We start from the raw sequence: 24,034 nt of genomic DNA, 5'->3' as shown, positions 1-24,034 counted from the left end.
CTTATCTAGTAATAAATAAGTGAGGTAAATTGCTATGAAAAAGAATAACCTAAAATGTCTTTTAGGCTATCGTAAATATAAGTTAAATTTAAAACAAAAACCACAAATTGCATTGTGGTTTTTGTTTTTAGTATTTGTTAAACTTATGCACTTGGCACAAGCAAGATGCTTCTACTAACGGGGGACAAAAATAAAGGATAAGCATATTGCCCATCCTTTATTTATATATAAAAACTTTACCTTATTGATTTACAGTGTTTTATATTTTAATTTTTACTCATCAACTAACCTGACCCCATTGCCGATTCTAATACTCTACATCAATATCATTTATAATATCTACTACTTACTTTCCTATTTTATTATTTAAAGTAATGGTAGCCATTTCAGAAACATGCTTATGGGTATCTTTTTGGAGGATTTTTAGTATTTTTTCAGGAGTATCTCTAAAAGCCGCTATGTGATAACGAGCCGCTATATTTAATTGACTGCTGTCTGACTCAAACTCCTTGTAGATTTCATGAAATCCCTTTTCATCAGATTCTCTTAATCTAATTATAAGCAACCCTAATTTACTATGTTCTGATAAATATTTGTCCTTAGAGGAAGATAATTTTATCAAAATTTCTTTTGATGCTTTGCCTGACATAACTATTTCGTTAAGAATAAAAATATTATCAGTGAATTTCTCGTAAATACTATTTATAAGAGTTTGGGATACTTTTCTCTGAAGTATTTTTTCTATAATTAAATCAGAGTATACTTCATTTATATGTTTTTCAATTAGCATAATTATATCAAAATCACTTAGAGAAGTTGTTAGATCAGGAAATGTATCAAACGTATTATTTCCATTATTGTAAAGTTCTTTAAGGATACTTTTCTCCGTATTTAAATCAATTTTATTCATCATTAAGCACATCCTTTATGAAATACATTTTTTGCTTTTTCTGCTAGGTCACTCAAATTGAGTTTTTTTAATACTTTCTTCATCTTTTTAGTCATAGAAGGATCATCTGGAAAAACATCTCCTACTTTGTGTTTTTTTCCGCCAGTTTCATAATCTTCCATTAAAACACGGGTCTTATTACCTGCTTCTTCAACATGTACATGATATGGTTTATGTTCTGGTCTAAGATCTGTAGCTTCTGGACCAGGATATGCAATGATTTTAACACCGTCTAAATTGGCAATAGTAATTAAACCAAATGGATCTATTAAGATATTTGTATCTTCTGAGTATTCATAAGGTTTAAATCCTCCATGCAGCCCAATCGGATCTTGACTTATATAAATTCCTGTATCAGGTGAGTAATATCTAAAACGGTTGTAATACAGCCCTGTTTCAACATCTTCATATTGCCCTTGGTAACGGAAAGGAATGAACGTTTTTTCTCCATGCAAATTACGTACTTTTCCATAAATATCCAACTCACATTCCCATACGATATTTCCTCTTGCATCATATGCCTGAATAGGCGTGCCTAAGTAGTCACTTAAAATGCTATACCGTTCTGTTCCTACTAACTTGGCGGAGGGTACAAAACGACCTGATTCATATACCCATGTCACTAAATTCTCTTCCTAAAAAATATTATTACAGCTATAATCTAAACATCCATGTTACTTACGAATAGAGCAAATCTACATTTACTAATGGTTTACTCTCTTTCAAAGTACCTTCTTCTCTATAAATCAAAAAGGAAGTTAAAACTGTTTCTAAATTTGAATCTTCAAGAAGATATGGTTTTAGATATGTCTTTTTCCCTTTACCTTCTAATTTAATTTTTTTCCAATCTTTATTTAGAAAACTTGGGTAACTCCTTAATTCGTGACCTGGTATTAAACTTAATTCTTTTATATCTTCTCTTATATTAAAAACTCCTTCTTCCTCAAACTCTCTACCTAGCAAAGGAATTATATTATTCGGATTTTCTGAACTATAAATAGGGTAGGCATAAGGATTTATACCCCAAACTATCATAATTATTTCTTCCTTAAATAGTTCTTCTATTATATGAGAATTAGAAAATTCATGAACTAAATCTAATTCTTTGCTTCCATACTCTTTATATAAAACCTCCTTCATTCTATCTATTTCTACCAAAAAAAAGCCCAAATGGCTGTAGGCATCGAAATGCTTATGAACCACCAATTCCTTTTTTAATTCTTTTTCTTCTAAAAAATTAATATAGATTGTTAGTATATCCGTTGGAATAGGCAAAGCTTGTAATACACTGTAATTACTTACAGGTTTATCTACAAATATTTTTATATCAACAAAGCAACTATTCTCTAATCTTAAATCTATCTCCCCTATTATTAAATCATTACTTTTTAGAAGCACCTTAGAAACTTCATTTATTTTGTGAACTTTCATATTTTCATGATAAACAAGATCTCCTAAGATAGAATCACTATACAAAAGCTCTTCTTTACTTTTTTCGAATATACATCTTACATTGTACCCCCCTTTTAACTTCTGTTTGAAATTTACATCTTTAACATAATTATCTATTTCTAGACTTAAATTATTTAAAATATTTTCTCCTCCACGAAACCCAAATACTTCCATTTCTTTCATTTTATTATTTACACACATTAAACCCTTGATTCTTTGCCCATTTTTTTGTCAATTCCCAAGCCTCTCTAGCAGAAACATTTTTCTTTATCAATCTTCCCTTTGTTCCGTTTTCATTAATAATATGTAAATCTCCTCTAACATCTTTAAGAGCAGGGTTATTATAATGTCTTTCTAAACTTTTAAGCCAAGCTTCGTTATCCATTCCTGCCTTTTGTATCTGATTAGCTTTTACCAAAGGCTTTGTTTCTCTACCAATACCATTATAGCCATGCATAGCACTATGCTCTATTCCTGTAAATTGACTATCATCAAAATACATGCTAGGAACCCCTGTTTGGCTATTAAATGGTCTAACTCCTAAATCTGTTGCTGCTTTGTGAGGAACTATGTGATGTCCTTGATTAACTGGATTACTCAAAGGCATCAAACCAAATACATCAACATCATTATTTACATCTGGGACATAAGCATAAAAATTATTCCCTCCTTCCAAACCAATCGGGTCTTGTGATATATACGTACCTGTATCAGGTGAGTAATATCTAAAACGGTTATAATACAACCCTGTTTCAACATCTTCATATTGCCCTTGAACAAATAATGTAAATTAAAATATTTCTCAAGACAACTATTTTCAACCATGAATAAACACCTATTATCCTTTATTAATTGATTACTGATTAAGATTAAAAAAATACTCTAAAAACTCATTAAAACTACCCCACTTCTGGTCATAGTATTCATCATTAGATAATTCTCCTATATTTTTCGCTTCTATTAACTTTACGGTATCATTTTCTTTGTTATATAAAAGGTAATCATCTATCTCTAAGTTAAATAATGAAATATATTGGATAGGAATATTATAAGTATCTATTAAGTGTTTTGTCATACTAGTTTCATACTCAAAGACATCATCCAATCCATTAATTATAAAGCCTTCTTCTCCATGAATCTCACTATCATATTTACTCATAAACTCAACAAAAGAAGCTCCTAACTTCTCTTTTTTCCCAAACTCTTGCAAGATGCCTTGATACATTGGGGTAAACTCTATCAATTCTTCTTTAGATTGACTTAGATAGTTTTTTATTTTTTCTGTTAACATTTCTATATTATTTACATCCTTTTAGTTTATTTCTTCTAGCTTTTTCTTCCCTCCCCCTATACTTCCAATAATTAGTTCTATCATTATCAAAAGCCTTTCTATTAACTGGATCAAATGGATTTTGCCCCTCTCCGCTTACCTTATAAGGGTGTAAAGCATTGGTTCTATCAAACTTTTTATGAATAGTATCTGTTACTTCAAATAGAGGTCCATGTCCTTGCTGTTTAGAATGATGCAAATTTATCGACTTACCATCAGATCCAATTGGTGCTTTACCTGTTTTTAATGCTGCCTCCAAATTTGTTAGCCCTGTTTTTGGGTTAACTATATCCCAATCAATATCTTGTTGAAATACCTTATATGCATTTCCTGTTCCTTTAGGACTTGTTGCCGTCCAAACTATAGATGTCGGAAATATCCCAGATAATCCAAACGGATCAACCCAAGTATTACTATCCTTTACATACGCATAAAAATTCGGATTGTTACCTAATAACCCAATCGGATCTTTTGATATATACGTACCTGTATCAGGTGAGTAATATCTAAAACGGTTATAATACAGCCCTGTTTCAACATCTTCATATTGCCCTTGGTAACGGAAAGGAATGAACGTTTTTTCTCCATGCAAATTACGTACTTTTCCATAAATATCCAACTCACATTCCCATACGATATTTCCTCTTGCATCATATGCTTGAATAGGCGTACTTTTATACCCTAAATTTAAACCAAACAAAAAACCACAACTTCCATTGTGGTTTTTGTTTTTAGTATTATTTGTTAAACTTACTCGCACTCGACACAAGCAAAATGCTAGCGCTAGCGGGGGAAAACCTCACTTTTTACTGATATAAGCAAAAATGAGTAAATCTAATTATTTAAGTTTTTTATCTATTATTTCTATTAACTCCTCCTTAGTTAGAAAAGAGTTAAAATACTCTTCCAATGTTCCTTGTACAGTTATTTCGTCAAAATAAACTTCATGATCTGTTCCGTAAACAGTGGGGTTTTCTTTATCTGGATCACTAAGACATACAAATAAATTATCAGGAAAGCCATAAGAATAACCAATAAACATCAATTTCATTTCATCTCCTTTAATAACCTTTTTAAAATCATTTTCATCCCATTCACCATCCCATTCTTCAAAATCGTCCGTTCCTTCTTCAAATGGAGTAAAGAGGTCATTTTTAAAAAAAACCTGACCAAAATTCTCTTCTGTATCTTTATAATAGTGAGTAACTAACTTACTATAAAAAGTATCTTTATTAACCTCCAATAAGTTTTTATTTTCTTCAATAAATTCTTTAATTCCATGGATAGGGGTATTTTCTCCAATCTCCCACGGAACTTCTTTTGGCTTAGGATATAAAACCAACTCGAATCTAATGGATTCTAAATCTTTTTGTAGGGATATCCTTTTTACATCGTTAACATTCCCTCCCAATTTTTTAATTCTATTTAAAATCTCTTCTTTCATTTTAACTTAAATATATTATATCTATAAAAACTATTTGCATCCTTTAATTCTCATGTGTGCATCATTATGCTTCTTTATAATAGCTCTTGCTTCCGCTTTTGTTTTAGCTCCTTTTAAATCTTTTATCAATCTTTTGTGGAAGTTAGAAGAGGCGGGATTATTAGGAACACCACTAGAAACATGGCGACCTGTATGTAAATTTCCTTTTCTATCTGGAACATCAACAAACTCAATATCACTAGTTTTTACAGTTAATTCCATAAGCTCAGAATGAGTAAAACCTAATTCTTTTGCTTTTGCTGCTTGAGAAACAGGGAACATCTCATGTTTACCTCCAGGACTTCTTAATGCTCTTGATACAGCATCCTTATTATTTAATACATCTTGAACAGAAGCACTATCAAACCAGTTTCCAAAATCATTAATATTTCCCCATGGAGAAAGTCCAAACGGATCCACCCAGCTATTACTATCCTTTACATACGCATAAAAATTCGGATTGTTACCTAATAACCCAATCGGGTCTTTTGAGATATACGTACCTGTATCAGGTGAATAATATCTAAAACGGTTATAATACAGCCCTGTTTCAACATCTTCATACTGTCCTTGGTAACGGAAAGGAATGAACGTTTTTTCTCCATGCAAATTACGTACTTTTCCATAAATATCCAACTCACATTCCCATACGATATTTCCTCTTGCATCATATGCTTGAATAGGGGGTACTTTTATACCCTAAATTTAAACCAAACAAAAAAACACAACTTCCATTGTGTTTTTTTGTTTTTAGTATTATTTGTTAAGCTTACTCACACTCGACACAAGCATGATGCTTGCGCTAGCGGGGAAAACATTCGTACCAACGGGAATTACCAAGTTTCCGACCAACTTTTATATTCAGAAAACAATTTTTTGTCATTGAGTTCACTTATCCATCTTAAATCACGTTCTAAATCATCACTATCAGTGACATTAAAAACTAAAACAAAATTATCATCCATTGAAGAAAATAACCCTTCTTGTTTAAGCTGTTTTAGAGTGTCCACTAATAATTCATAAATAGCCCTCTTATCATCATCAGGGTTTTGTGTTCTCTCCAAATTAAAAATAATTAAACTTAGTTCATTTATTTTATCATCATTAATAGCCTCTAACTTCCATTCAGCTGGATACCATTTATAATACTCATTATCTTCATCTTCATCTTCTTTCCAACAATTCATTAGGTGTAATCGTGTATTTATAGACACAGTAACACTCCTTGCATCTTCATCAGAAGATAATGCAAAACCACAAATATCATTTTTATTATCATTGAAAATATTTATCAAGCTAGATTTAAGTTCTTCTTGAAATTTTATGTAATCGAATTTTTTCATTTTTAAAATTATTTACAAATAGTATCGTTAGCAAATTTTTTACCCATTTCAGAAAGTGCATCTACTACGGCTTCTCTTGTACCTTTCTTATCGGCTATTTTTAAAGCATCAAGTACTCTTTGAGCAGCTTTTTTACTATGATTTTTATTAGGAGCCCATGTAAGGTTTTCTTTACCTTTAAGCCAATCTATCTTATATTTTTCTAAAATAGACTTACTCTCTTTTAGTATAGCTTGTTGATTAGCATGCCCTTTTTTAAATACTATATGATGGGCATGTGGACGTTCCATACCAGAAGGAGATTTTGTTCCAGATATTTTTTCTAGATGACCTTTCCAATCAAATAATCCAAACGGATCAATCCTACTATTACTATCCTTTACATACGCATACAAATTGGGGTTGTTACCTAATAACCCTATCGGGTCTTTTGAGATATACGTACCTGTATCAGGTGAATAATATCTAAAACGGTTGTAATACAACCCTGTTTCAATATCTTCATATTGCCCCGAAAAACGGAAAGGAATGAACGTTTTTTCTCCATGCAAATTACGTACTTTTCCATAAATATCCAACTCACATTCCCATACGATATTTCCTCTTGCATCATATGCCTGAATAGGGGTACTTTTATACCCTAAATTTAAACCAAACAAAAAACCACAACTTCCATTGTGGTTTTTTGTTTTTAGTATTATTTGTTAAGCTTACTCACACTCGACACAAGCATGATGCTTGCGCTAGCGGGGAAGATCTAGAATTTTATTAAATCCACTTGTGTATTAAATCTTTACATAAAATTAAAATCTCATAATTATGAAATTGTATCTCATGACAAATCAGATTTGATGATTTGTCTAAACTTACTTCATCTATTTTTATATCATCTTTATATAGTACATCTTCGTTAAGGTTGTTATTTTTACAATTGATTTTAAATGACTGAACCTCAATATATTCAATTTTCAAATCTTTATCGTGCTTAAACTCATTTCCTTTTAGGTGTAATAAATACTGTAATCTATTTTCTAAACTATAAAAAACCTCTATTTTATCTAACTGGAGGTCATGTGTGCAATTCCTACCATAAAAATCATAATGCCCTTTTTCAGAAGCAAAATTATATGCGTTAATTGGCATTTGTTCTTTAATTGACTCTAAATATTCCCCGTAGTTTGAAACGTCCATTACTGTTTCATGTTCAATTATCTTCATTCGTAAAAATTTAATTACAACCTTTTAATCTCGGTCGTTTCCATTTATTTCCTTTTATATTTTCGGTTCCTTTCGCTCCTAATCTTCCTCCTTTTCTCAATTGGTCTACCGCCATTCCTTTTAATCTCTGCTGCACACTCTTAGGGACATCAACATCAGCCCCTGCGATTCCGTGTTTATTCATAAAGCCTTCACTACCAAAAATACCTACTTCTTTCATATTTTTATCATAAACATGAAACTCAAAATCTACTCCATGCCCCATATTAAATTGATCAAGCCTTCCTCTAAAACCACCACCTAAATTAATAGGAGCTTTGTTAAGTCCAAATACGTCGGTTTCTGAATTTACATCATGTACATACGCATAAAAATTCGGATTGTTACCTAATAACCCTATCGGATCTTGTGAGATATACGTACCTGTATCAGGTGAATAATATCTAAAACGATTGTAATACAACCCTGTTTCAATATCTTCATATTGCCCTTGGTAACGGAAAGGAATGAACGTTTTTTCTCCATGCAAATTACGTACTTTTCCATAAATATCCAACTCACATTCCCATACGATATTTCCTCTTGCATCATATGCCTGAATAGGCGTACCTAAGTAATCACTTAAAATACTATAACGCTCCCCGCCTACTAACTTGGCGGAGGGTACAAAACGACCTGATTCATATACCCATGTCACTAAATTCTCTATAGGTGCAACCTTGTCATAGCTTAGCATCCCTATTGCATCTACCACTACTGCTGGAGTATCCTCCTCTTTATGATTCCATTCATGTAATAAAACATTCCCATCCCAAAAGAAACGCGTTACCTTCCCTTGAGCGCGTTTAGACGTTCGCCTTCCCAAAGCATCATACTCCATCTTTACAACACTTCCATCTGGATTCTTCACCTCTTTTAATCGACCATTTCCATACCAAACATACCCCCAATCTCCCAACTGCCAATTCTCATGCGCCAATTGAGCCTCCTTACTCGGCTTTCCACTTCCTAACCACTTATCTAGTATATTGTCATGCTTTGGCATTGCCAATTTCTCATTGATCCTTCGTTTACTCTTCAAAATCAAATGACCCTCAACATCATATTTATAATGGTACTCTTCATCCTTTAGCAAGCGTCCTCCTTTTCCATATACGCGATCTGATTGGTCTTCTTCTTTATATAAATTACCTACCGCATCTGGGGTCTTAAATAAAATATCTTTATAACTATATTTTGCTCGTGCTAAGTTTCCAAAAGCATCGTAACTAAATCCTATCGGATCTTGATTCAAATGGCTTCTTGTTTCTAATAACTGACGGTTCGTATCCCAGGTATAGCCTCGGTATCCTCGCTGCTCTCCATGGCTATACATGCTCTGCCCCACTGGATTCCCTAAGTGATATCGCATTTTACTATGAACTCCTCCTGTTACATAACGCTCCAACTCTCTACCTTGGCTATCGTACTCCAAACTCGCCTCCCATGCCTTATGCTGTTCCTTTAACGCCTCACTCTGAGCTGAAATTGATGCTATAAGACCTTGTTGGTTATACCTACTCACCACCTCTGCTCCTAAACTACTTACTACATGTGTACGTTGCCCCAACTTGTTATACCGTATCTCCACCTCATGACTGTGCTCTGTTCCTCCTCCTAAAGTTGGACTCTGAATCTCTTTTACAACACGGCCCTTCGCATCTCGCTCTAAATAAATACTAATATCTTGATTACAAGCCGCTATCAATGCTCCATTTTTATTATAACTATACGTTTCCCAACTACCATCCTCATAACTCGCTCGTGTAATACGACCTAAAGCATCCTGTTCATACGACGTATAGCGACCTCCTCCTCGTTCTATATGTATGACCTCTCCCGCTTCATTATACCTATAACGCTTCTCCAATCCATCAAATCCTTGCTCTTTTATAATCTTTCCTGATCGGTTTCTGGTAAAAAAATAACGCTCATTACGCTCATTACGAATACTTCGTAACTGCTCCATCTTATCATATTCAAAAGATACCTTTACCCCATTTTCCGTTCTACTAGACAAACTTCCCATTGGCGTATATGAAAAAGATACCTCATGCCCTCCTGTTTCAACTCCCACTACTTCATCATATTGATTATATCTAAAATGAATTTCCTTTCCATCAGATCCTGTTATTTCCAACACTCGATCTAACGCATCATAACTAAAATAATTTGGCATTTGATTGGGGATATACTCCGCAATCACACGACCTCGATCATTGTAATCCCATCGCTTCAATACCTTTCCGTTTTCTCGCCAAGTTTTTACATTATACCTAGCATCATATGACAAACTCAAGACATTACCCTCCTTACGAATTTCCGATAGCAATCCCTCGGAAGTATAATTAAAGTGTGTGGCTACTTGATCTTCTCCTACAATACTTTTGATACGATGACTTGCCAATTCATCATATACATACAATGTTTTTTCTCCTTCTGGATTGATCCAAACCTCCAAAAGATCCTTGGATTTATACATAAAGTACTCCTTTGTTCCATCTGCATAACAAATACTTGTCCTATTTCCTCTATCATCATAACTATACCCTGTAACACGACCCGCTCCATCTACTTCTCGATACACCTCCATCCATGCCGTATATTGCGTATAAGTACACACTCCCATAGGGTCTTTGACGCCTGTTACCAATTGATTCGGTTCATAATAATACGTAGTAACCGCTTGATTTGCATCCTTAACCAAATTATATCCTTCCTCTTTATGGTAAGTAATCCAACCCTCTTGCCAACCTCCATCTCCCCAAGTATGCACACATCGATTCCATTCATCATACTCCCAATAAAAACACTGTCCATTACGATCTTCCTTTTTAACCATTAAATGCCCTACATACTCCATGCTTGTACAATGCCCCAAAGCATCTATGATTCCCGTCATATTTCCATAATCATCATAGCGATAACTCACTAAATCCTCAGAATCCCCTCCAGATAATAATGACATCTTAGAAATAAATCCAGCATCATTGTAAAACACATTAACCTCACGAGATCCACTATCTATAATACGTCGCAAGCGATTGTTTACGATCTCAAAATCAATCCCCAACCCATCAGCATTCGCTATACGCGTTAACTGGTACTGTTGCTTTTTAACATCAAATGCTGTAAAATAACTATACGTATTCGACATATGATCCTGCGCTACATATCCTTCTGAAATACGCTTTAATGTTATTTTCTCACTACGCAAATAAAACTCCTCTTCCTTTAATAATGTTGGAAAACCTACTATTCGACCATCTTCCAAACGCAAGCCCAAAGCATCCTCCGATGGATACAGCTCCAGTGCTCGATCATAACAACTATGTACTCCATGACCTAACCAACCCACATAATCCGAATCAGAATACCAACTCCGATCCCAGCTTAAAGCAAGCACTCCACTAAAACCAAAATCAACCCCCTCATACAAGACTGCTCCATTGATTAAATTAATCGGTTCAAAACCAGCTTTACACAACTGACGACTCAACCAATTAGGACCTATTGCTTTTTTTAATACCTTATTAAACACCTTTTTTCCATACTTCATCAAGGCGCCAAATCCTAAACCTGCTAACAATCCTGTTAACATACCTCCCCAATCAGGAACATAAGGACCTCCCACATTCACAGGCAATCCCGTAGGAGTTGGCAATGAAAATGACGTTGGAGAAAATAATGTAGGAACTATTTTAAATTTCTTTCCCTTTCCTACTGATAAAGACAAGGGGATTCCTATATCATTACAAGTCATTAGCATATGACCTTTAGGGCTCAAACGCGTACTGTCTGAAAAAACAGTATCCGATGCATAAAAATTCATACTCTCGTGGCCGATAATAGAAGTCATAAGCCAAGGTGGTGTAAATAGCGGTATATGCACCAAAGGTACAATCACGCCACTCGTATCTGAATTCCCTCGTTTCAAACCATTGATATGAACATTGGTTCCTATAAATGGAATATAATCCGCAGGATCCAAAACCATGCCTACATAAGGATGAAAAGGGTTAAAAGGAATCATTGTTGTAAAATGAATATCAATCCCTACTACAAAGGTTAAATGAGTATCTGCTAATAACATAATTTTAGGCTTTTAGTTGGTATTCTTGACTCATTTTTTTGGCTATTGTCTTCGGACTATCCTGCCAATTTTCTCCATATATACTTTCCATTCTCTCTATTATTTCTTTTTCTTTTATAGGTGCTACCGATATCTTATTTAAATAATGATCGGCTATCAATGTAAAATTTACTATTTTTAATGATTCGTCGTCCATTGCATATCCGTATTCAAAAGCTTCTTCCAAAATCGGTTGATACACTGCGCGCTCTTTCTTCATAGCAATAAGCAGCACATAATTGTATCCTGTTATTACCTGAATTCCCTCCTCTAATTCTTTCGCATATCCAATATGCTTCATAAAAGCATCTATTGCTACATCTGACTCTCCTATCATACTATAATGAGAAGCTTTAAACATCATTAGCTGCAGCATGACTCCTGCGCACTCCTTTTTATTTTGATAGGAAGGTTTTACAATAGCAATCCCCTTGTCCAAAAGCTCTTGTATTCGTTCCTTTTCACTTTTAAATTGAAATAAGAAACTTCCATAGATTAAGTAAGCCGATGCATAAAAGCTCAAATCTCCAACTTTTTTACTAACTGCTATCAATTCCTCTCCCAAGCAAATGACCTTTTTCTTATTACGCTCTTTAGCTGCCTCCCCTATTTCGAAAACAATCTTTCTAAATCTTACCTGAGGATCATTAGGATCTCCCTGAGTAGCAATTTCCTGATATGCACCCGAAATATCTTGGTCAGGCACCTCTATAAAACAACCTTTCTCTTCTTGAATCACTGCATCATAAAGACTTCTTCCTTTGTAATCATATAACAATAGCCCTACATCTTTTGGCAGTGCTTCATGTAATTCTTTAATAGCTTCATGAAGTTTATGAGTTGCTACTACTTGCTTTACAATTAAGCTTACAATCAATAAGTTTTCTTGTTTACCTTCAAATTTTTTAAAACTACTCAATAGTTTTATATAAAATAACTTTAGAGTTTCTTCATCATTTTTATCTAGCTTTTCAAATGCCTCTTTTAACACTGGAAAATCCTCCCAATTCCACGAAGGTTGCTTCTTTAAATCTTCCTCAAAAACATCTAGCCAATTTTGTATCAAGCTATGGTAAAATGCCTCTTTTCCTTGAAACTCCATAAAAAAAACAACAAAAGTATCTGGTGATTTCCCATAAGGAGAGGATTCTAATTTAAAAAAGCCCTCTACCAATGGGTAATCTTCAGATTTAGAAACCAGCGCAAACAAACGTGCTTGTTTATTTTTCTGTCTTGTTTTTTCCCATAGCATTTGAATATTCCCTATTCTAACTGCCATAGGATTGTGCTCGTTATTCATAGCCTTAGTTTAAATTTAGAATTTTCCCTTTCACATTCGTCATTGCATCTCCTTTGATATCTATCAATTTTCCTTCTACCAATGTAGTTTGTGCTCCTTTTATAGATACACTTGGGGCTTCTCCTGTCATTTGTGTATCACTACGCAAACTCACTATATCTGTTCCCTCTACACTTGTTGCTTTACTCCCTATATTTACTTCATTATCTCCATTGATATTTATTTTATCTTCTGCTGTTAAATTAATTTCTTTTGAGATAATGTCTATTTTTTCAGGAGCAGAAATCGTAATCGTTCCATCTCCATTTAAGACCACTGCATTTCCACTAGGATCGCTAACGGTAATATTACCTTTTCCTTCATTATCATCAAATGTAACTGTGCTTCCACTACGCGTAGTAATACTCTTTATTTTATTCTCTTTATCTCCACCTACACCCGTTCTTCCGTTGTATAAACTACCAAGTATAAACGGCCTATTAGGATCGTTATATCTAAAAGAAACAAGCACTTGATCATTTACTTCAGGAATAAATACAAAACCTCTATTCATAGACACCTTGTCACTCTTTCCTCCATCTGGTGTTAATACACGAACCCACCAAGTTTTCATTTCTCCTGTTTGCCAGTGCATACGCACCTGTACCCTTCCTTTCCCATCTGGGTCTTCATTATCTATTACTGTTGCCATTTGCGTTTCTGCTACAGGAAAATTCACGCTAGGTTCTGGAAGCGCTTTGATATCTGCTGGCAAGGCTATGATATTGTTATAATAACTATTTCCTACTTTAGCTATATGATCTATTTGAGTAATAATATAAGTACCATGTCTTTTTGCTGCAACATTTCCTTTTCCTGCTACAATTTCAGAACGTAAATCAATTACGCTACCTACCGTCAATCCCCTTTTAGAAGTTTTTAAAGAGATATAATTAGAACTAGCAAAAGCACTTTGCTGTTTTTTCTTTAAGTGCGTATCCAAATCCGATTTGTTCCCTATACGCATTCTAGCATATAAATTTGTTGGTGCTGTATATGTATCCAATGCTGCGCTAAACGCCAATTGTCCCAATTCGTTTAATCCCGCTGGGCTATCAGGACTTTTCGAAGAGTACTGTTCATCCATAGATGAGTTATATGAGAAAGACTCGTATTTTCTTGCATCTGTTTGAATACCAATTTTCATTTCACTAATATCTGGTCCATAAATGAGTTCTATAGGAGCGTCTAATTTCGGTTTTCCAAAAAACAAGGTATCCCCATCATAATAAAACCATTCATGGTATTGCTTTGCCAGTCGTTGCAAAAACCGAAAATGAGTTTCTAAATATTGTGTTTCATATATTATTTCAGAAGTATATTCAGGTTTTACACTAGCCGTAATTTTAGGATGCTTAGCTACGGTTTCTACGATTGACGTTAAGTTTTTCTTTAAAAATGACTGCATATGTTCTCCATTTTCTAGTGCAATGGTAGAAGAATATCCTGATAATACTATTTGCCCGTGGTGTCCTCTATCATGGTTTAATGATATATTGGTTATAATACCTGTAAAATCTTTTTCATGAACACTTATAATTATTGTTTTGCCTAGCCATTCCTTGGATTTATCAATTGTATAAGCCCCTTCTTTTTCTATAGTTTCTAAATCAATACTTACTTCAAAAGAATGATGTTCGTTTATTTTTTGTATCAAATGAATTGATTGGTACCCTTTAATAAATTCACCATTGATACTTACTTGTTTGTTTTCGGTACTCATAATTTCTTGTGTTAATTATTTTGATTATACAATATCAACCAATAAGCTCCTTAAGTAATTTGATGTATTATATTCCTTGAACTTATTTGAGCCTTTTAGCTTGTCAAAAACTGCTATTTTGAGTTTTTCACTTCTTTTTCATGGCAATCAATCACGATTATATTAGCCATGCTTAAAACCACTAGTTTTCACTTGAGTAAAAATGCTTCTTTCTAGAACCTCTTCTAAAGAAGGTTTATAAAAAGAAGAAAGGAAGAGATTAATTCTTTTTAATACTAAAAAGATCAGCATAAATTTACTTTCTCTTATTTTTATTTTAAATCGCAACTAGTATAAAAAGCAAAGCCATTACTATATTATCATATATTTAGGGATGTGCATTTAACCACGCACTATAAAAAACAATACTGTTTATAAATTGAAATCTCCGTGCGATAAAAAAACTTCTTTATTTTACCTCAATTTCAAATTATAACAAGCATAAGATCCACAAAAACACTTATTACTTTTTTTAAGAAATCTCATAAAAAACTCACAAACAAAAGGTTGTAAATACTTGCATCTATATTTTTTAGTAAAAAAAAGACTCACACCTTGTCATCTATTAAACTCTTTACATATCATTAAAAGACTGTCATTCTAGGCAATTACCTTTCCTCTTATGCAACAATATGTCACCTAATTTAAAAGAGATATTGTGGCAATACTTAAAAATTTTGAATTTTACTATATAAGTCCAGAAGCTTTAAAGGGGTCTTTTCGAATACACTTTTTCCTTGTTTAAAAAGCTATCTTTTATTTTTATAATTAACGCAGAGCAAGCACTTTTTTTTCTTACGTCAATTTCAAACCACAACTGGCACTATGCATTATCTTAACAGCAATTAGTCAACTATTAAAACTATTTCTAAAAAATACAGCAACTATTCTTTTTGACACTATCTGCAACTTTAGAGATTCCCTTTTCACCTTAAGCAGGGACTATTTCAAAAAAAGCCCTCAAATATCACTATTCGAAGGCTTCATTTTGCTATTATTGAAAAGTAATACTAGTAATTACTTTAAAGTAATTTATGCTCTTGGCCAACGGTTATGTAAAGCCGCGTTACCTACCGTGATTTCTTCTGCTGAGAATACTACTCTACTAGTCATTGGCACTTCGTTATTCACATCTAATGTTTCTTTAAAGTACACAACATATGCATTTTTAAACTCAATCTCTTTCATCTTGGCATCCTCTTCAGTTTTCTTGTAAGTAATCTTACCTTCTACTGGTTTAAACTGACTATTTAACATTGCTTCGATAACAGATGTATCTTCCGTTGATTCAAAAGTAACCTCTACTCTACCTCCTAAAATATTAGAAGATGGCTTTCCTTTTGTATCAGTATTTCTACTGAATTCATAGTTTGAATAAAGTACATCAAACTCTTTACCTGCTAACGTGAATGTTGCTCTAAATGATCCCATAATTTTTAATTTTTTTTAATGGATTAATAAATAATTTAATTTTAAAGTAGCTTTTTCTTTTTACTTAGGGACTAGTATTGTTTAAAAAAAGAAAGCATCAAAAAAACAAATTTCTTGAAATTTTCTCCTTGTATAAGCCTTACAGACTTACTTCACTTTTGACATTATTTTATTTTGGAAAAAAGAGAATAATTCTAAAACATTGCCTTTATGTACTTGTAAAAGTACATTTTTTTTTCATATCTACAAAACTTAAAACAACTTTTTTATCAACAAAAATAAAAAAGCAGTTAAAAACATAAAAACCAACGCCATAACTGTGAATATTTTCTTATGATAGTCTTGTTCTTCTTTATACATATGCTTTACTTTATCTAATTGCTCTCTTAATACTACCATGCTATTATTTAAGCTATTCAGTTTTTCTTCAAATTTCTGATTGGTTTTATTCTGCTTCCAAAATGAAAAGGAAATATTTTTCAATTGCTTTCCTACTATTTTGTTTTTTGAATTTTCTTGAGCAGAAACATACAAGTGCGGAGGCTCATATTCCACCCATTCCGAAAATTTTATTTCAGGTAGTTCTCTATTCGGCTTTGTTTGTATAGAGTAAATAACTCCCACAAGTAACAACATAACCAACAATAACAAAAAACAAGAAATTATTTTGAATAAATTTGCATTGCTCTTTTCATTTCCTCTTACTTGTTTTTTAACAGCTATCTTCTTTACTACCTGTACTTTTTTCTGCTCTACCTTTTCTTCCTTCGGTTTTTTTTGAATTTCTTTTTCATACTTCGTGGCCATATCAACAAACTCATATTTATCTATCTGATATTTCCCAAATCTCTGCACCACCTTTTTGCCTGTAACCAACCAATTCAACACCTCTTTTATTTGACGTTCACTGATATCAGGATCCTTCATTCTCCAAAAAACATCCTCTGGAGTAAAAGCCATAGGCTTTTCTGTATCAGCAAAAAACATAATATCTAATACAACTTCATGCAAAGGTTTTTCCTCTATACTCATATCATCATCTTTTTAGGAATGTAATAACTATTATCTGTTGCTTTTTCTAGCTTATTATTTGACAGCATTTCTTCAAGGACATCTACTTTCTTTATCAACTTAAAGTATAATTTCGAAAAACCTTTCTTTGCTGTTTTACTACTCTTTAAGTGCTTTATTTTAATTTCATACAATTTATGTTCGGTTACTGGAATACTTGTTTTGCTATAAAATAGCTTTGCCATTGTATTTCTCCTATCAAGAATCATTCTTTTAAACTTTTGGTTTATTCCATCTATTTGGAGTTCATACATTTTTTGAAGTATTTTTCTATTTTTCTTAGTAATTTTCTTTTTGAAACGAGGTAAAAGCATTCTGTATTCCTCTATCAAAGTAAGAAGCTCTTCCTTTGTTAAAATATATCCTTTTTCAAAAGGTTTCATCACAGTGTCATTTACTCTAACCTTATGATAATAAACCTCATTGATATTATTTCTATCAATCTCTGAAATATCCAATGACTCTCCTTTTTGTTCTGCTTCAAAAACCTTTGTGACAACTATTGAAGGTTTGGACCTCAGGATACCTAGCTTACTTTCATAATGCTTTAGCGAGCTAATTAATTTTTGATTGGTTTTATATGTATTGGTTAAAATTGAATCTACAGCAATATCTAATGATGCTATTGATAGTTTCTCATTGATTTTTGGAAAAATAATACCTCCATTAAATAAGCTGTTTTTTGGTGCATCATAGATATAAATATTATCTGTTTCTGACGGAATATTTTTCAAACTATTATGCCCCACTATTAAGCTATTATCCACTATAAAGTTTTCTATAAATACGTTATATCCCTCTCCTGTTTCTGACATTGTTTCTTTTGCATTTAACAAATAGTTTTGATAATCATCTTGTATGTTATTTTCCAACTGAACAAATAACAACTTAGCAGATTTCACTGATAGTTTTCTTATCACCTCAGGATAATTATTCAAACTAGCCCTTCCTTTACTTCCTACAATAATAAAGAAGTTATTTTCAAAGTTTTTCCCTTTCTGGTCTTTCTCTAGCAATATATCATTCACTGCTTCTTTTACCCCTAATCTTCCATACTCTTTCAATCTGCCTGGGGTATCAACTACTTCTTGTAAAAAGTCCAACCATTTCGGAAAAGATTTCGTTTTAGGCAATAAAAAACTTCTCTTTCTTCCTGTACAAGTTACTGAAAAAGAAAGTTCTATTTCTGGGTATTGAGACAAGAATATCCAAATATTCTGCAATGAATTAATGAGAGGTTTTATCTTATAACGATCTGTTTCATCAAAAATAAAATGAAAATTAACCATCTTGCTCTCTTTAGCCAACCTACGGGCTTCCGAAACTAGCACGTCATTCCCCTTTACATTTATTAACTTATTCTTCTTGTGGTTCCAAACATAAAGTGGGATATTTACATCCACTATCGAATCTGTACTCACAAACTGATTAGGAGTGTTATGGTAAAAATATTTCGAATTTAAGTCATCTTGTTCTAAATTAATAGTATCTCCTTTCTTAGTAATTAATTGGAAATAAAAATTATCTTTAAGCTTAAATACCTCGTTTTGTCCTATAGGAGTAATAAAATCAGCGGGAATCCATCCTGAAATTTGTGAAATGGTATCTTTCATTTGTGGTTTTGTAGATACAAAAACAGCTTTTTGAGTTTCATTATATTTATAAGGATAAACCGTTTGATTTATAAATAACTTTTTATCCGATTTTATTTTCAATACAGGATCTTTATAAATCGAAAGTGTATCTTTTTTAAAAAACCTATGTAATTTAAACAATGTTTTAGGCCTACTAATTCCTATTTTATACTTTAGGGCTTTATTATTAGCCTCATCAATAATTGACGTTGTATAATTCAGCAATCTTTCTTTTGGAATCCATCCTGCGTACACCAACCCTTTAGTATCCGAAAAACGGTATTTCTTTCCCATAAATACAGAAAATAACCCTTTAGGTTTCCCTATTAAACTAGCATCAGCAACCACTAATTCATAAGCTCCATTTTCAGCATCTATGATAAAATAAGGAGTTAAAAATTTTTGTTTTTTATTCTTTTGTTGTCCATAAGGATCTAAGTAAGCTTCATTAGCTTCTCTATCAGAATATACTATTCTAACATCTTTATCTGCTTCAAAAGCATCTTTTTCTAACTTACTCTTTATATAATTAAATCTTCCTTCTCCTATTTTTTCTACCTTTTCATACTTCGACAACTGCCCGAAGCTATTCTGAAAAATAAAAAGAAAAAAGATCGTAAAGAATACTATGACAATCTTTTTTAAAATTCCACTCATTTTAATATACTTTGCGCCACTTTTATCTTTTTAAAACAATTAAAAGTATCTAATTCTACCTTATTGATCGTAACATTTTGATTTCTTCTTGTATCTAAATAATGTAATCCTTGGCAGTAACTATACAAATCGTTGTACTTACTGTCATTTACCACTACCACTACTTGATTAACTTCATCACATATGTACTTTTTTCTAATATAATTAATGTTTTTATGAAACACTTTTTTATCTGATACATTTGCATTTGCTATTGCTTGCAACCTTTTTCTAATATCCTCCTCGGCTAAAGACAGTGAATCAACTGCTACGATATCTTCTACTTTCTCAAATCTGGGTAATATTTTAATACGGTGTGAAATAGGATATTCGGTTGTATTTGTTTTTAACTTTATATCATAATTTCCAGGAGTAGCATACACATATATCACTTGTTGTTCATAAGCATCTACAGTACCTGTTTCACCAAACTCCCAATACCAAGTATCTATTCCAGGACCTTCTGAAGAAAAAACTAACTCTTCTCCTACATACCCTTCATCTACACTATGAATTTTCGGAATAGAGTCTATTGCTCTTTTTTCTTGCGAAGAAATAATCTTGATATATTTCGATATTTTATATCTTTTATCAACATCTAAAGTGATTAAGTACTTTCCTGCTTTTTTATACGCATATTCAACATTATGGTTCCGAGTAATTGTATCTCCATTTCCAAAATGCCAAATTAATTTTCTTCCTTTGATAGCTAGAGTATCATTTACATAAAACTCTAATTTTTCATTTTTTTCGTAATGATAATTATCGTTGCTATCAAAAATATAAAAATCTAGATTACTCAATCTGGAATTAAACGGCATAAATATGGCCAATATAATTGCTGTTAATGTGAGTAAAAATAGGATTAGCAGTATAATTTTGTTTTTAAGTTTCATAGTTTAAATGTTTGCTTTACATTCATTTAAGTTTTTTTCTAAAACTTCATTATTTTTCTTCACTTTATTTAAACTTTCGCGAGCATCAAAATATATTTTTAAAATTTTAGATGATTGTACTCCAAAAATGTATTTATTATTCATGTTATTTTTTTTGTACACATTTTGCAACATATGAATGTCTGATTTTATTTCGTTTAATTTTTGAACTTGATTGATCTCAAACTTTACAACACTAATAGAATCATGCAATATTTTTACCTTTTCAACATACCGTTCTTGCTCTTCCAGAATTCTTTCAGAAGCACTAATATTTACTAATAAGTCTTTACTTTCTATAATGGGTATTTTGAAGATAAACTTAGTGAGAATAATAAACGTAGTACTTACGAACAATAAGAATAGCAACACAAACCTAACTTTCCTCCAAAAAAGCTCACTAAATTCCATAACTATTTTATTTTTTGTTTACTTAATTCTTGATATTTTTCCTTACATTTTTCCAACTGCTCTATATTGTGCCTCCGTTTATCTTGTTCTTTTTCATAAACCCCCATAATTCCCTGAAAATCTTTTACTTGATTTAATAATTCTAAATACAATTTATAATATTCACTTTTACCCCCAGCAGTACTATCTATTTCTTGTTCTATCAAAACCCGAGCATCTGTTATGAGTTTTTGCATTTGTTTATGCTCTCCCATATTACGCCGCTTATTCTTTAGACTGTATAGGTTTTTATAAATCCCTTTTAACTGGAAAGATATTTCTGCTTGTTTTCTAAAAACCCTTTCATATCTATCTTTTTTCTCTTCTAATAAGGAGATTCCTTTTCTAGCAGTCACTAAAGTCAGAATCCCACAAACAAATACAAACAACAACAACAAGGTGAAATAAATACCAAATGTTAATATCTGTTTTCTTCTTTCTGGATGATTTAAAGGTTTCATATATTTTTTTTTAATCAATGATAGACCACGTTGAGTCTCCTACTTTTTCTCTTCGCAACGTACTATCTTCACTTATTACTATATTATCTTTTCTTTGTCCGATATACTCCAAATCACTCATTTTTTGAAATAAGCGATCAACAATTCCCATAAATTTGTTCAACTTATTTACGGTTTCTAATATTTCAATATGGTTGTATTGAATACTCAACACCTCTCCTATAGTATTTAGAAAATTAGAAGGCTTAATATCCGTCCATTCATAGTAATACTGCAACATCATCTCTCGTTCTTTCTCGTCCATGATTCCTAATGAAACTGAAAAATAATTTGCTAATATTGATATTTTTTCTACAAAATGAATTGGAGGCTGCTCTCCTATAATCCCTTCTAAATAAAAAATATTCTGACTGTAGAAATCATTGATATTGTTACATAAAATAAAAGTGTTCTCTACCAATTTATTAGCGCTACTATTCTTTTTATTCTTCCTAAAAATCTGAATAGCATTATTTTTAACCCTTAGTAACATTTGCACTAAGCTTTCTCTAAAAGTTTTTAATTTGATATTGTAATCTATCTTTCTTACAGGTGGAATATATTCGTTATCAAGAGAAAATTTACCATTAGAAAGAATCACTTTTCCTATTACTAAAAAGCTTTCTTTAATATAGGAAGTATTGGTTTTCCCTTCTGGTAAAATATCAATACTAATTTTAGGCAGTGCATATGGGTGATGCAAAGGAATGACTTCTGGATCTGGTACTCCTACAGGAACGGACTCAAATGGATTCACAACTAGAGTGACATAAAAAACCTGGTTGGTATTTTTATCAAAATTTGATGTGTTGATCATTTTTGTTGGCATATGATCATTTCCATACAATCCTTCATTGTACATAATGCGATATCCATCTTCAGCAATAGCATTACATAAACTAAGCCTGATCACCAATTCGTCTCCCGAGTCATTTAACAAATCTATTTTTAAAGCCTCTGTATTGCCATCAAACCTGTTCAGAATACCATAATCATATTTCTTCTGAGTTATTACATTATAACTTTTTATTGTTTCAATAGTATTGTAATGATTTTCAAAGAAATGTTTTTCACTAAGCTTCACTCCATCTGTCCAATTAATTGGTAAATGTTTCATTATTCTTCTGATTTTACTTTTGTTCTACGTATATAAATAACCTGCTTATTTTTAACTCTATTAAACTTCCCATCTTCTTTGGAGTCTAACACTTTAATAAATAATGGAAAGCTAAACCATTTACTAGTATAAAATATCCAACCTATTTCCGTTCCTCCACCTCCAAATGGATCTATCATATTTTCTGGAAATCGAACATTTTGATCTTCTATAAACTTATTAAACCAAACTCCCAATGGTACTTCTCTTGGCAGTTTTACAGAAAAGGACGAGTATTCTTCATCTTCAGATCTCCTTTTTATTTTTACAGTTACCTGTATCAATCTAAATGTATCTATATGCTCCCAATAATCTCTATGATCATTATTCAATTCTACTTTCCATGCCTTATAAAATGGGGTTTCTATCTTTAAGAAAAGTTCTTTTGATAACACATATAAAAAAGGCATAAAAAACCAAACTGTTGAAAACATTGCCCAAATAGCGTATGGCAACTTACTAATCCAAGAGAATATTAGATAGTAAATCCAAGTTGATAAGATTACCGCTACTAGCATAATTAACAACTCTGTAATCTTATTAAAATCTACTTTGTCTTCTTTTTCTTCTTCTCCTTTTATATTTTTATAAAAACTCAAATTTCTAATAAGTACAAAGCCTACTCCTAACAATAGATATGCGATAATAGTAAGTGCTAAACCTCCCCATACAAACTCATTTTTTAAAAAACCTAATAAAGAGGGGAGTGACAATATTAATGAAAGGACTAGTACAAAAACCACTACTTTTTTCATTTTTAGTGTTTTTGTTCTCATTTTCATCAAATTACCAATAACTACTAATAGAATCACTACCAAAATAGGAGCTAATAAGTATCGTAAGAAAAAAGCGATCAATGCTTCCATAAAATTATATTCTTTTTACCAATAATATTTATTTAAAACCTCGCTATACACTAGCTTCTCTTACAAAAAATGTAGTAACAATGGTACTTTTCATCTTATGCAATTAAAAAATGTCATAGCTTAATTTCTTTTTGTTTTTGTTTTCTTTCTCTTAAAAATTAGTTTTCCATAAGGATAACCTCTTTTAAATTACCACTTGCACTCAACTAAAAAAGCTACAAGGCTGGTTTTTAACTTGTTTAATAATT

General features: G+C 32.0%; 21 protein-coding genes and 1 pseudogene. All 22 read right to left on the bottom strand.

The genetic code is table 11. The features are described 5' to 3' along the window. Nucleotides 1-346: 346 nt before the first annotated feature. The 22 genes and pseudogenes from MARIT_RS04090 to MARIT_RS03985 all read right to left on the bottom strand — a co-directional run bounded on the left by MARIT_RS04090 (nt 347) and on the right by MARIT_RS03985 (nt 23,786). Nucleotides 347-913, bottom strand: a complete 567-nt coding sequence (locus MARIT_RS04090; RefSeq protein ID WP_100210844.1) for a hypothetical protein — start codon at nt 911-913, stop codon at nt 347-349. Further along, nucleotides 913-1,572: an RHS repeat domain-containing protein gene (locus tag MARIT_RS16040; protein WP_100210843.1), complete on the bottom strand. Its 660-nt coding sequence runs from the start codon at nt 1,570-1,572 to the stop codon at nt 913-915. The genes MARIT_RS04090 and MARIT_RS16040 overlap by 1 nt, the downstream gene beginning before the upstream one ends. Before the next feature lie 55 nt (nt 1,573-1,627). Then, nucleotides 1,628-2,584, bottom strand: coding sequence for a hypothetical protein (locus MARIT_RS04080; protein ID WP_024742569.1), 957 nt, complete (start codon nt 2,582-2,584; stop codon nt 1,628-1,630). A gap of 4 nt (nt 2,585-2,588) precedes the next feature. Continuing rightward, nucleotides 2,589-3,164 (bottom strand): annotated as a pseudogene (locus tag MARIT_RS04075) (RHS repeat-associated core domain-containing protein); the annotation flags it as partial. A 93-nt stretch (nt 3,165-3,257) separates the two neighbouring features. Beyond that, the gene (locus MARIT_RS04070; RefSeq protein WP_024742393.1) at nt 3,258-3,692 is read right to left on the bottom strand and encodes a hypothetical protein; all 435 of its coding nucleotides are present in this window, start codon (nt 3,690-3,692) and stop codon (nt 3,258-3,260) included. A gap of 7 nt (nt 3,693-3,699) precedes the next feature. Then, the gene (locus tag MARIT_RS15410; protein WP_231975191.1) at nt 3,700-4,491 is read right to left on the bottom strand and encodes an RHS repeat-associated core domain-containing protein; all 792 of its coding nucleotides are present in this window, start codon (nt 4,489-4,491) and stop codon (nt 3,700-3,702) included. Nucleotides 4,492-4,569: 78 nt separating this feature from the next. Continuing rightward, on the bottom strand, nt 4,570-5,175 hold the full coding sequence (locus MARIT_RS04060) for a hypothetical protein (protein ID WP_100210841.1): 606 nt from the start codon (nt 5,173-5,175) through the stop codon (nt 4,570-4,572). 30 nt (nt 5,176-5,205) lie between these two features. Beyond that, the gene (locus MARIT_RS04055) at nt 5,206-5,850 is read right to left on the bottom strand and encodes an RHS repeat-associated core domain-containing protein (protein WP_262509610.1); all 645 of its coding nucleotides are present in this window, start codon (nt 5,848-5,850) and stop codon (nt 5,206-5,208) included. A gap of 197 nt (nt 5,851-6,047) precedes the next feature. Further along, nucleotides 6,048-6,557 carry a DUF4303 domain-containing protein gene (locus tag MARIT_RS04050; protein ID WP_100210839.1) on the bottom strand — a complete coding sequence of 170 codons (510 nt, stop codon included), beginning with the start codon at nt 6,555-6,557 and terminating at the stop codon, nt 6,048-6,050. 8 nt (nt 6,558-6,565) lie between these two features. Then, complete coding sequence (locus tag MARIT_RS16035; RefSeq protein ID WP_317042288.1) at nt 6,566-7,216, bottom strand: RHS repeat-associated core domain-containing protein; 651 nt, start codon at nt 7,214-7,216, stop codon at nt 6,566-6,568. A gap of 109 nt (nt 7,217-7,325) precedes the next feature. After that, nucleotides 7,326-7,775 carry a hypothetical protein gene (locus MARIT_RS04040; protein WP_100210837.1) on the bottom strand — a complete coding sequence of 150 codons (450 nt, stop codon included), beginning with the start codon at nt 7,773-7,775 and terminating at the stop codon, nt 7,326-7,328. A gap of 10 nt (nt 7,776-7,785) precedes the next feature. Beyond that, the gene (locus MARIT_RS15730) at nt 7,786-11,907 is read right to left on the bottom strand and encodes an RHS repeat-associated core domain-containing protein (protein ID WP_100210836.1); all 4,122 of its coding nucleotides are present in this window, start codon (nt 11,905-11,907) and stop codon (nt 7,786-7,788) included. Nucleotides 11,908-11,911: 4 nt separating this feature from the next. Beyond that, entirely contained in the window at nt 11,912-13,246 is a 1,335-nt protein-coding gene (locus tag MARIT_RS04030) for a hypothetical protein (RefSeq protein WP_100210835.1), read from the bottom strand. 4 nt (nt 13,247-13,250) lie between these two features. Beyond that, a complete protein-coding gene (locus MARIT_RS04025) occupies nt 13,251-15,008 on the bottom strand; it encodes a type VI secretion system Vgr family protein (protein ID WP_100210834.1) in 1,758 nt (585 codons plus the stop codon). A gap of 1,071 nt (nt 15,009-16,079) precedes the next feature. After that, a complete protein-coding gene (tssD, locus tag MARIT_RS04020) occupies nt 16,080-16,478 on the bottom strand; it encodes a type VI secretion system tube protein TssD (protein ID WP_024742410.1) in 399 nt (132 codons plus the stop codon). A gap of 252 nt (nt 16,479-16,730) precedes the next feature. After that, a complete protein-coding gene (locus MARIT_RS04015; protein WP_024742411.1) occupies nt 16,731-17,510 on the bottom strand; it encodes a DUF5457 domain-containing protein in 780 nt (259 codons plus the stop codon). Further along, on the bottom strand, nt 17,507-19,840 hold the full coding sequence (gene tssR / locus MARIT_RS04010) for a type VI secretion system protein TssR domain-containing protein (protein ID WP_100210833.1): 2,334 nt from the start codon (nt 19,838-19,840) through the stop codon (nt 17,507-17,509). Before tssR ends, MARIT_RS04015 begins: the two co-directional genes overlap by 4 nt. Then, on the bottom strand, nt 19,837-20,775 hold the full coding sequence (locus tag MARIT_RS04005; RefSeq protein WP_024742413.1) for a PKD domain-containing protein: 939 nt from the start codon (nt 20,773-20,775) through the stop codon (nt 19,837-19,839). The genes tssR and MARIT_RS04005 overlap by 4 nt, the downstream gene beginning before the upstream one ends. Before the next feature lie 3 nt (nt 20,776-20,778). Beyond that, entirely contained in the window at nt 20,779-21,225 is a 447-nt protein-coding gene (gene tssO, locus MARIT_RS04000; RefSeq protein WP_024742414.1) for a type VI secretion system TssO, read from the bottom strand. A 2-nt stretch (nt 21,226-21,227) separates the two neighbouring features. After that, nucleotides 21,228-21,725 carry a type VI secretion system TssO gene (gene tssO, locus MARIT_RS03995; protein WP_024742415.1) on the bottom strand — a complete coding sequence of 166 codons (498 nt, stop codon included), beginning with the start codon at nt 21,723-21,725 and terminating at the stop codon, nt 21,228-21,230. Nucleotides 21,726-21,735: 10 nt separating this feature from the next. Continuing rightward, complete coding sequence (locus MARIT_RS03990) at nt 21,736-22,881, bottom strand: hypothetical protein (protein WP_100210832.1); 1,146 nt, start codon at nt 22,879-22,881, stop codon at nt 21,736-21,738. After that, complete coding sequence (locus MARIT_RS03985) at nt 22,881-23,786, bottom strand: TssN family type VI secretion system protein (RefSeq protein WP_100210831.1); 906 nt, start codon at nt 23,784-23,786, stop codon at nt 22,881-22,883. The genes MARIT_RS03990 and MARIT_RS03985 overlap by 1 nt, the downstream gene beginning before the upstream one ends. Nucleotides 23,787-24,034 lie beyond the last annotated feature (248 nt).

The sequence above is a fragment of the Tenacibaculum maritimum NCIMB 2154 genome (assembly GCF_900119795.1).
Taxonomy (GTDB): domain Bacteria; phylum Bacteroidota; class Bacteroidia; order Flavobacteriales; family Flavobacteriaceae; genus Polaribacter; species Polaribacter maritimus.
The sequence above is the reverse complement of the archived record's forward strand: the minus strand, read 5'-3'. Positions and strand labels throughout refer to the sequence as shown.

Bases quoted from the DNA above. Each gene is read 5' to 3' on its own strand.
- MARIT_RS04090 (WP_100210844.1), bottom strand. From the start codon at position 913: ATGATGAATAAAATTGATTTAAATACGGAGAAAAGTATCCTTAAAGAA.
- MARIT_RS04080 (WP_024742569.1), bottom strand. From the start codon at position 2,584: ATGAAAGAAATGGAAGTATTTGGGTTTCGTGGAGGAGAAAATATTTTA.
- MARIT_RS04070 (WP_024742393.1), bottom strand. From the start codon at position 3,692: ATGTTAACAGAAAAAATAAAAAACTATCTAAGTCAATCTAAAGAAGAA.
- MARIT_RS04060 (WP_100210841.1), bottom strand. From the start codon at position 5,175: ATGAAAGAAGAGATTTTAAATAGAATTAAAAAATTGGGAGGGAATGTT.
- MARIT_RS04050 (WP_100210839.1), bottom strand. From the start codon at position 6,557: ATGAAAAAATTCGATTACATAAAATTTCAAGAAGAACTTAAATCTAGC.
- MARIT_RS04040 (WP_100210837.1), bottom strand. From the start codon at position 7,775: ATGAAGATAATTGAACATGAAACAGTAATGGACGTTTCAAACTACGGG.
- MARIT_RS15730 (WP_100210836.1), bottom strand. From the start codon at position 11,907: ATGTTATTAGCAGATACTCATTTAACCTTTGTAGTAGGGATTGATATT.
- MARIT_RS04030 (WP_100210835.1), bottom strand. From the start codon at position 13,246: ATGAATAACGAGCACAATCCTATGGCAGTTAGAATAGGGAATATTCAA.
- MARIT_RS04025 (WP_100210834.1), bottom strand. From the start codon at position 15,008: ATGAGTACCGAAAACAAACAAGTAAGTATCAATGGTGAATTTATTAAA.
- tssD (WP_024742410.1), bottom strand. From the start codon at position 16,478: ATGGGATCATTTAGAGCAACATTCACGTTAGCAGGTAAAGAGTTTGAT.
- MARIT_RS04015 (WP_024742411.1), bottom strand. From the start codon at position 17,510: ATGAGTATAGAGGAAAAACCTTTGCATGAAGTTGTATTAGATATTATG.
- tssR (WP_100210833.1), bottom strand. From the start codon at position 19,840: ATGAGTGGAATTTTAAAAAAGATTGTCATAGTATTCTTTACGATCTTT.
- MARIT_RS04005 (WP_024742413.1), bottom strand. From the start codon at position 20,775: ATGAAACTTAAAAACAAAATTATACTGCTAATCCTATTTTTACTCACA.
- tssO (WP_024742414.1), bottom strand. From the start codon at position 21,225: ATGGAATTTAGTGAGCTTTTTTGGAGGAAAGTTAGGTTTGTGTTGCTA.
- tssO (WP_024742415.1), bottom strand. From the start codon at position 21,725: ATGAAACCTTTAAATCATCCAGAAAGAAGAAAACAGATATTAACATTT.
- MARIT_RS03990 (WP_100210832.1), bottom strand. From the start codon at position 22,881: ATGAAACATTTACCAATTAATTGGACAGATGGAGTGAAGCTTAGTGAA.
- MARIT_RS03985 (WP_100210831.1), bottom strand. From the start codon at position 23,786: ATGGAAGCATTGATCGCTTTTTTCTTACGATACTTATTAGCTCCTATT.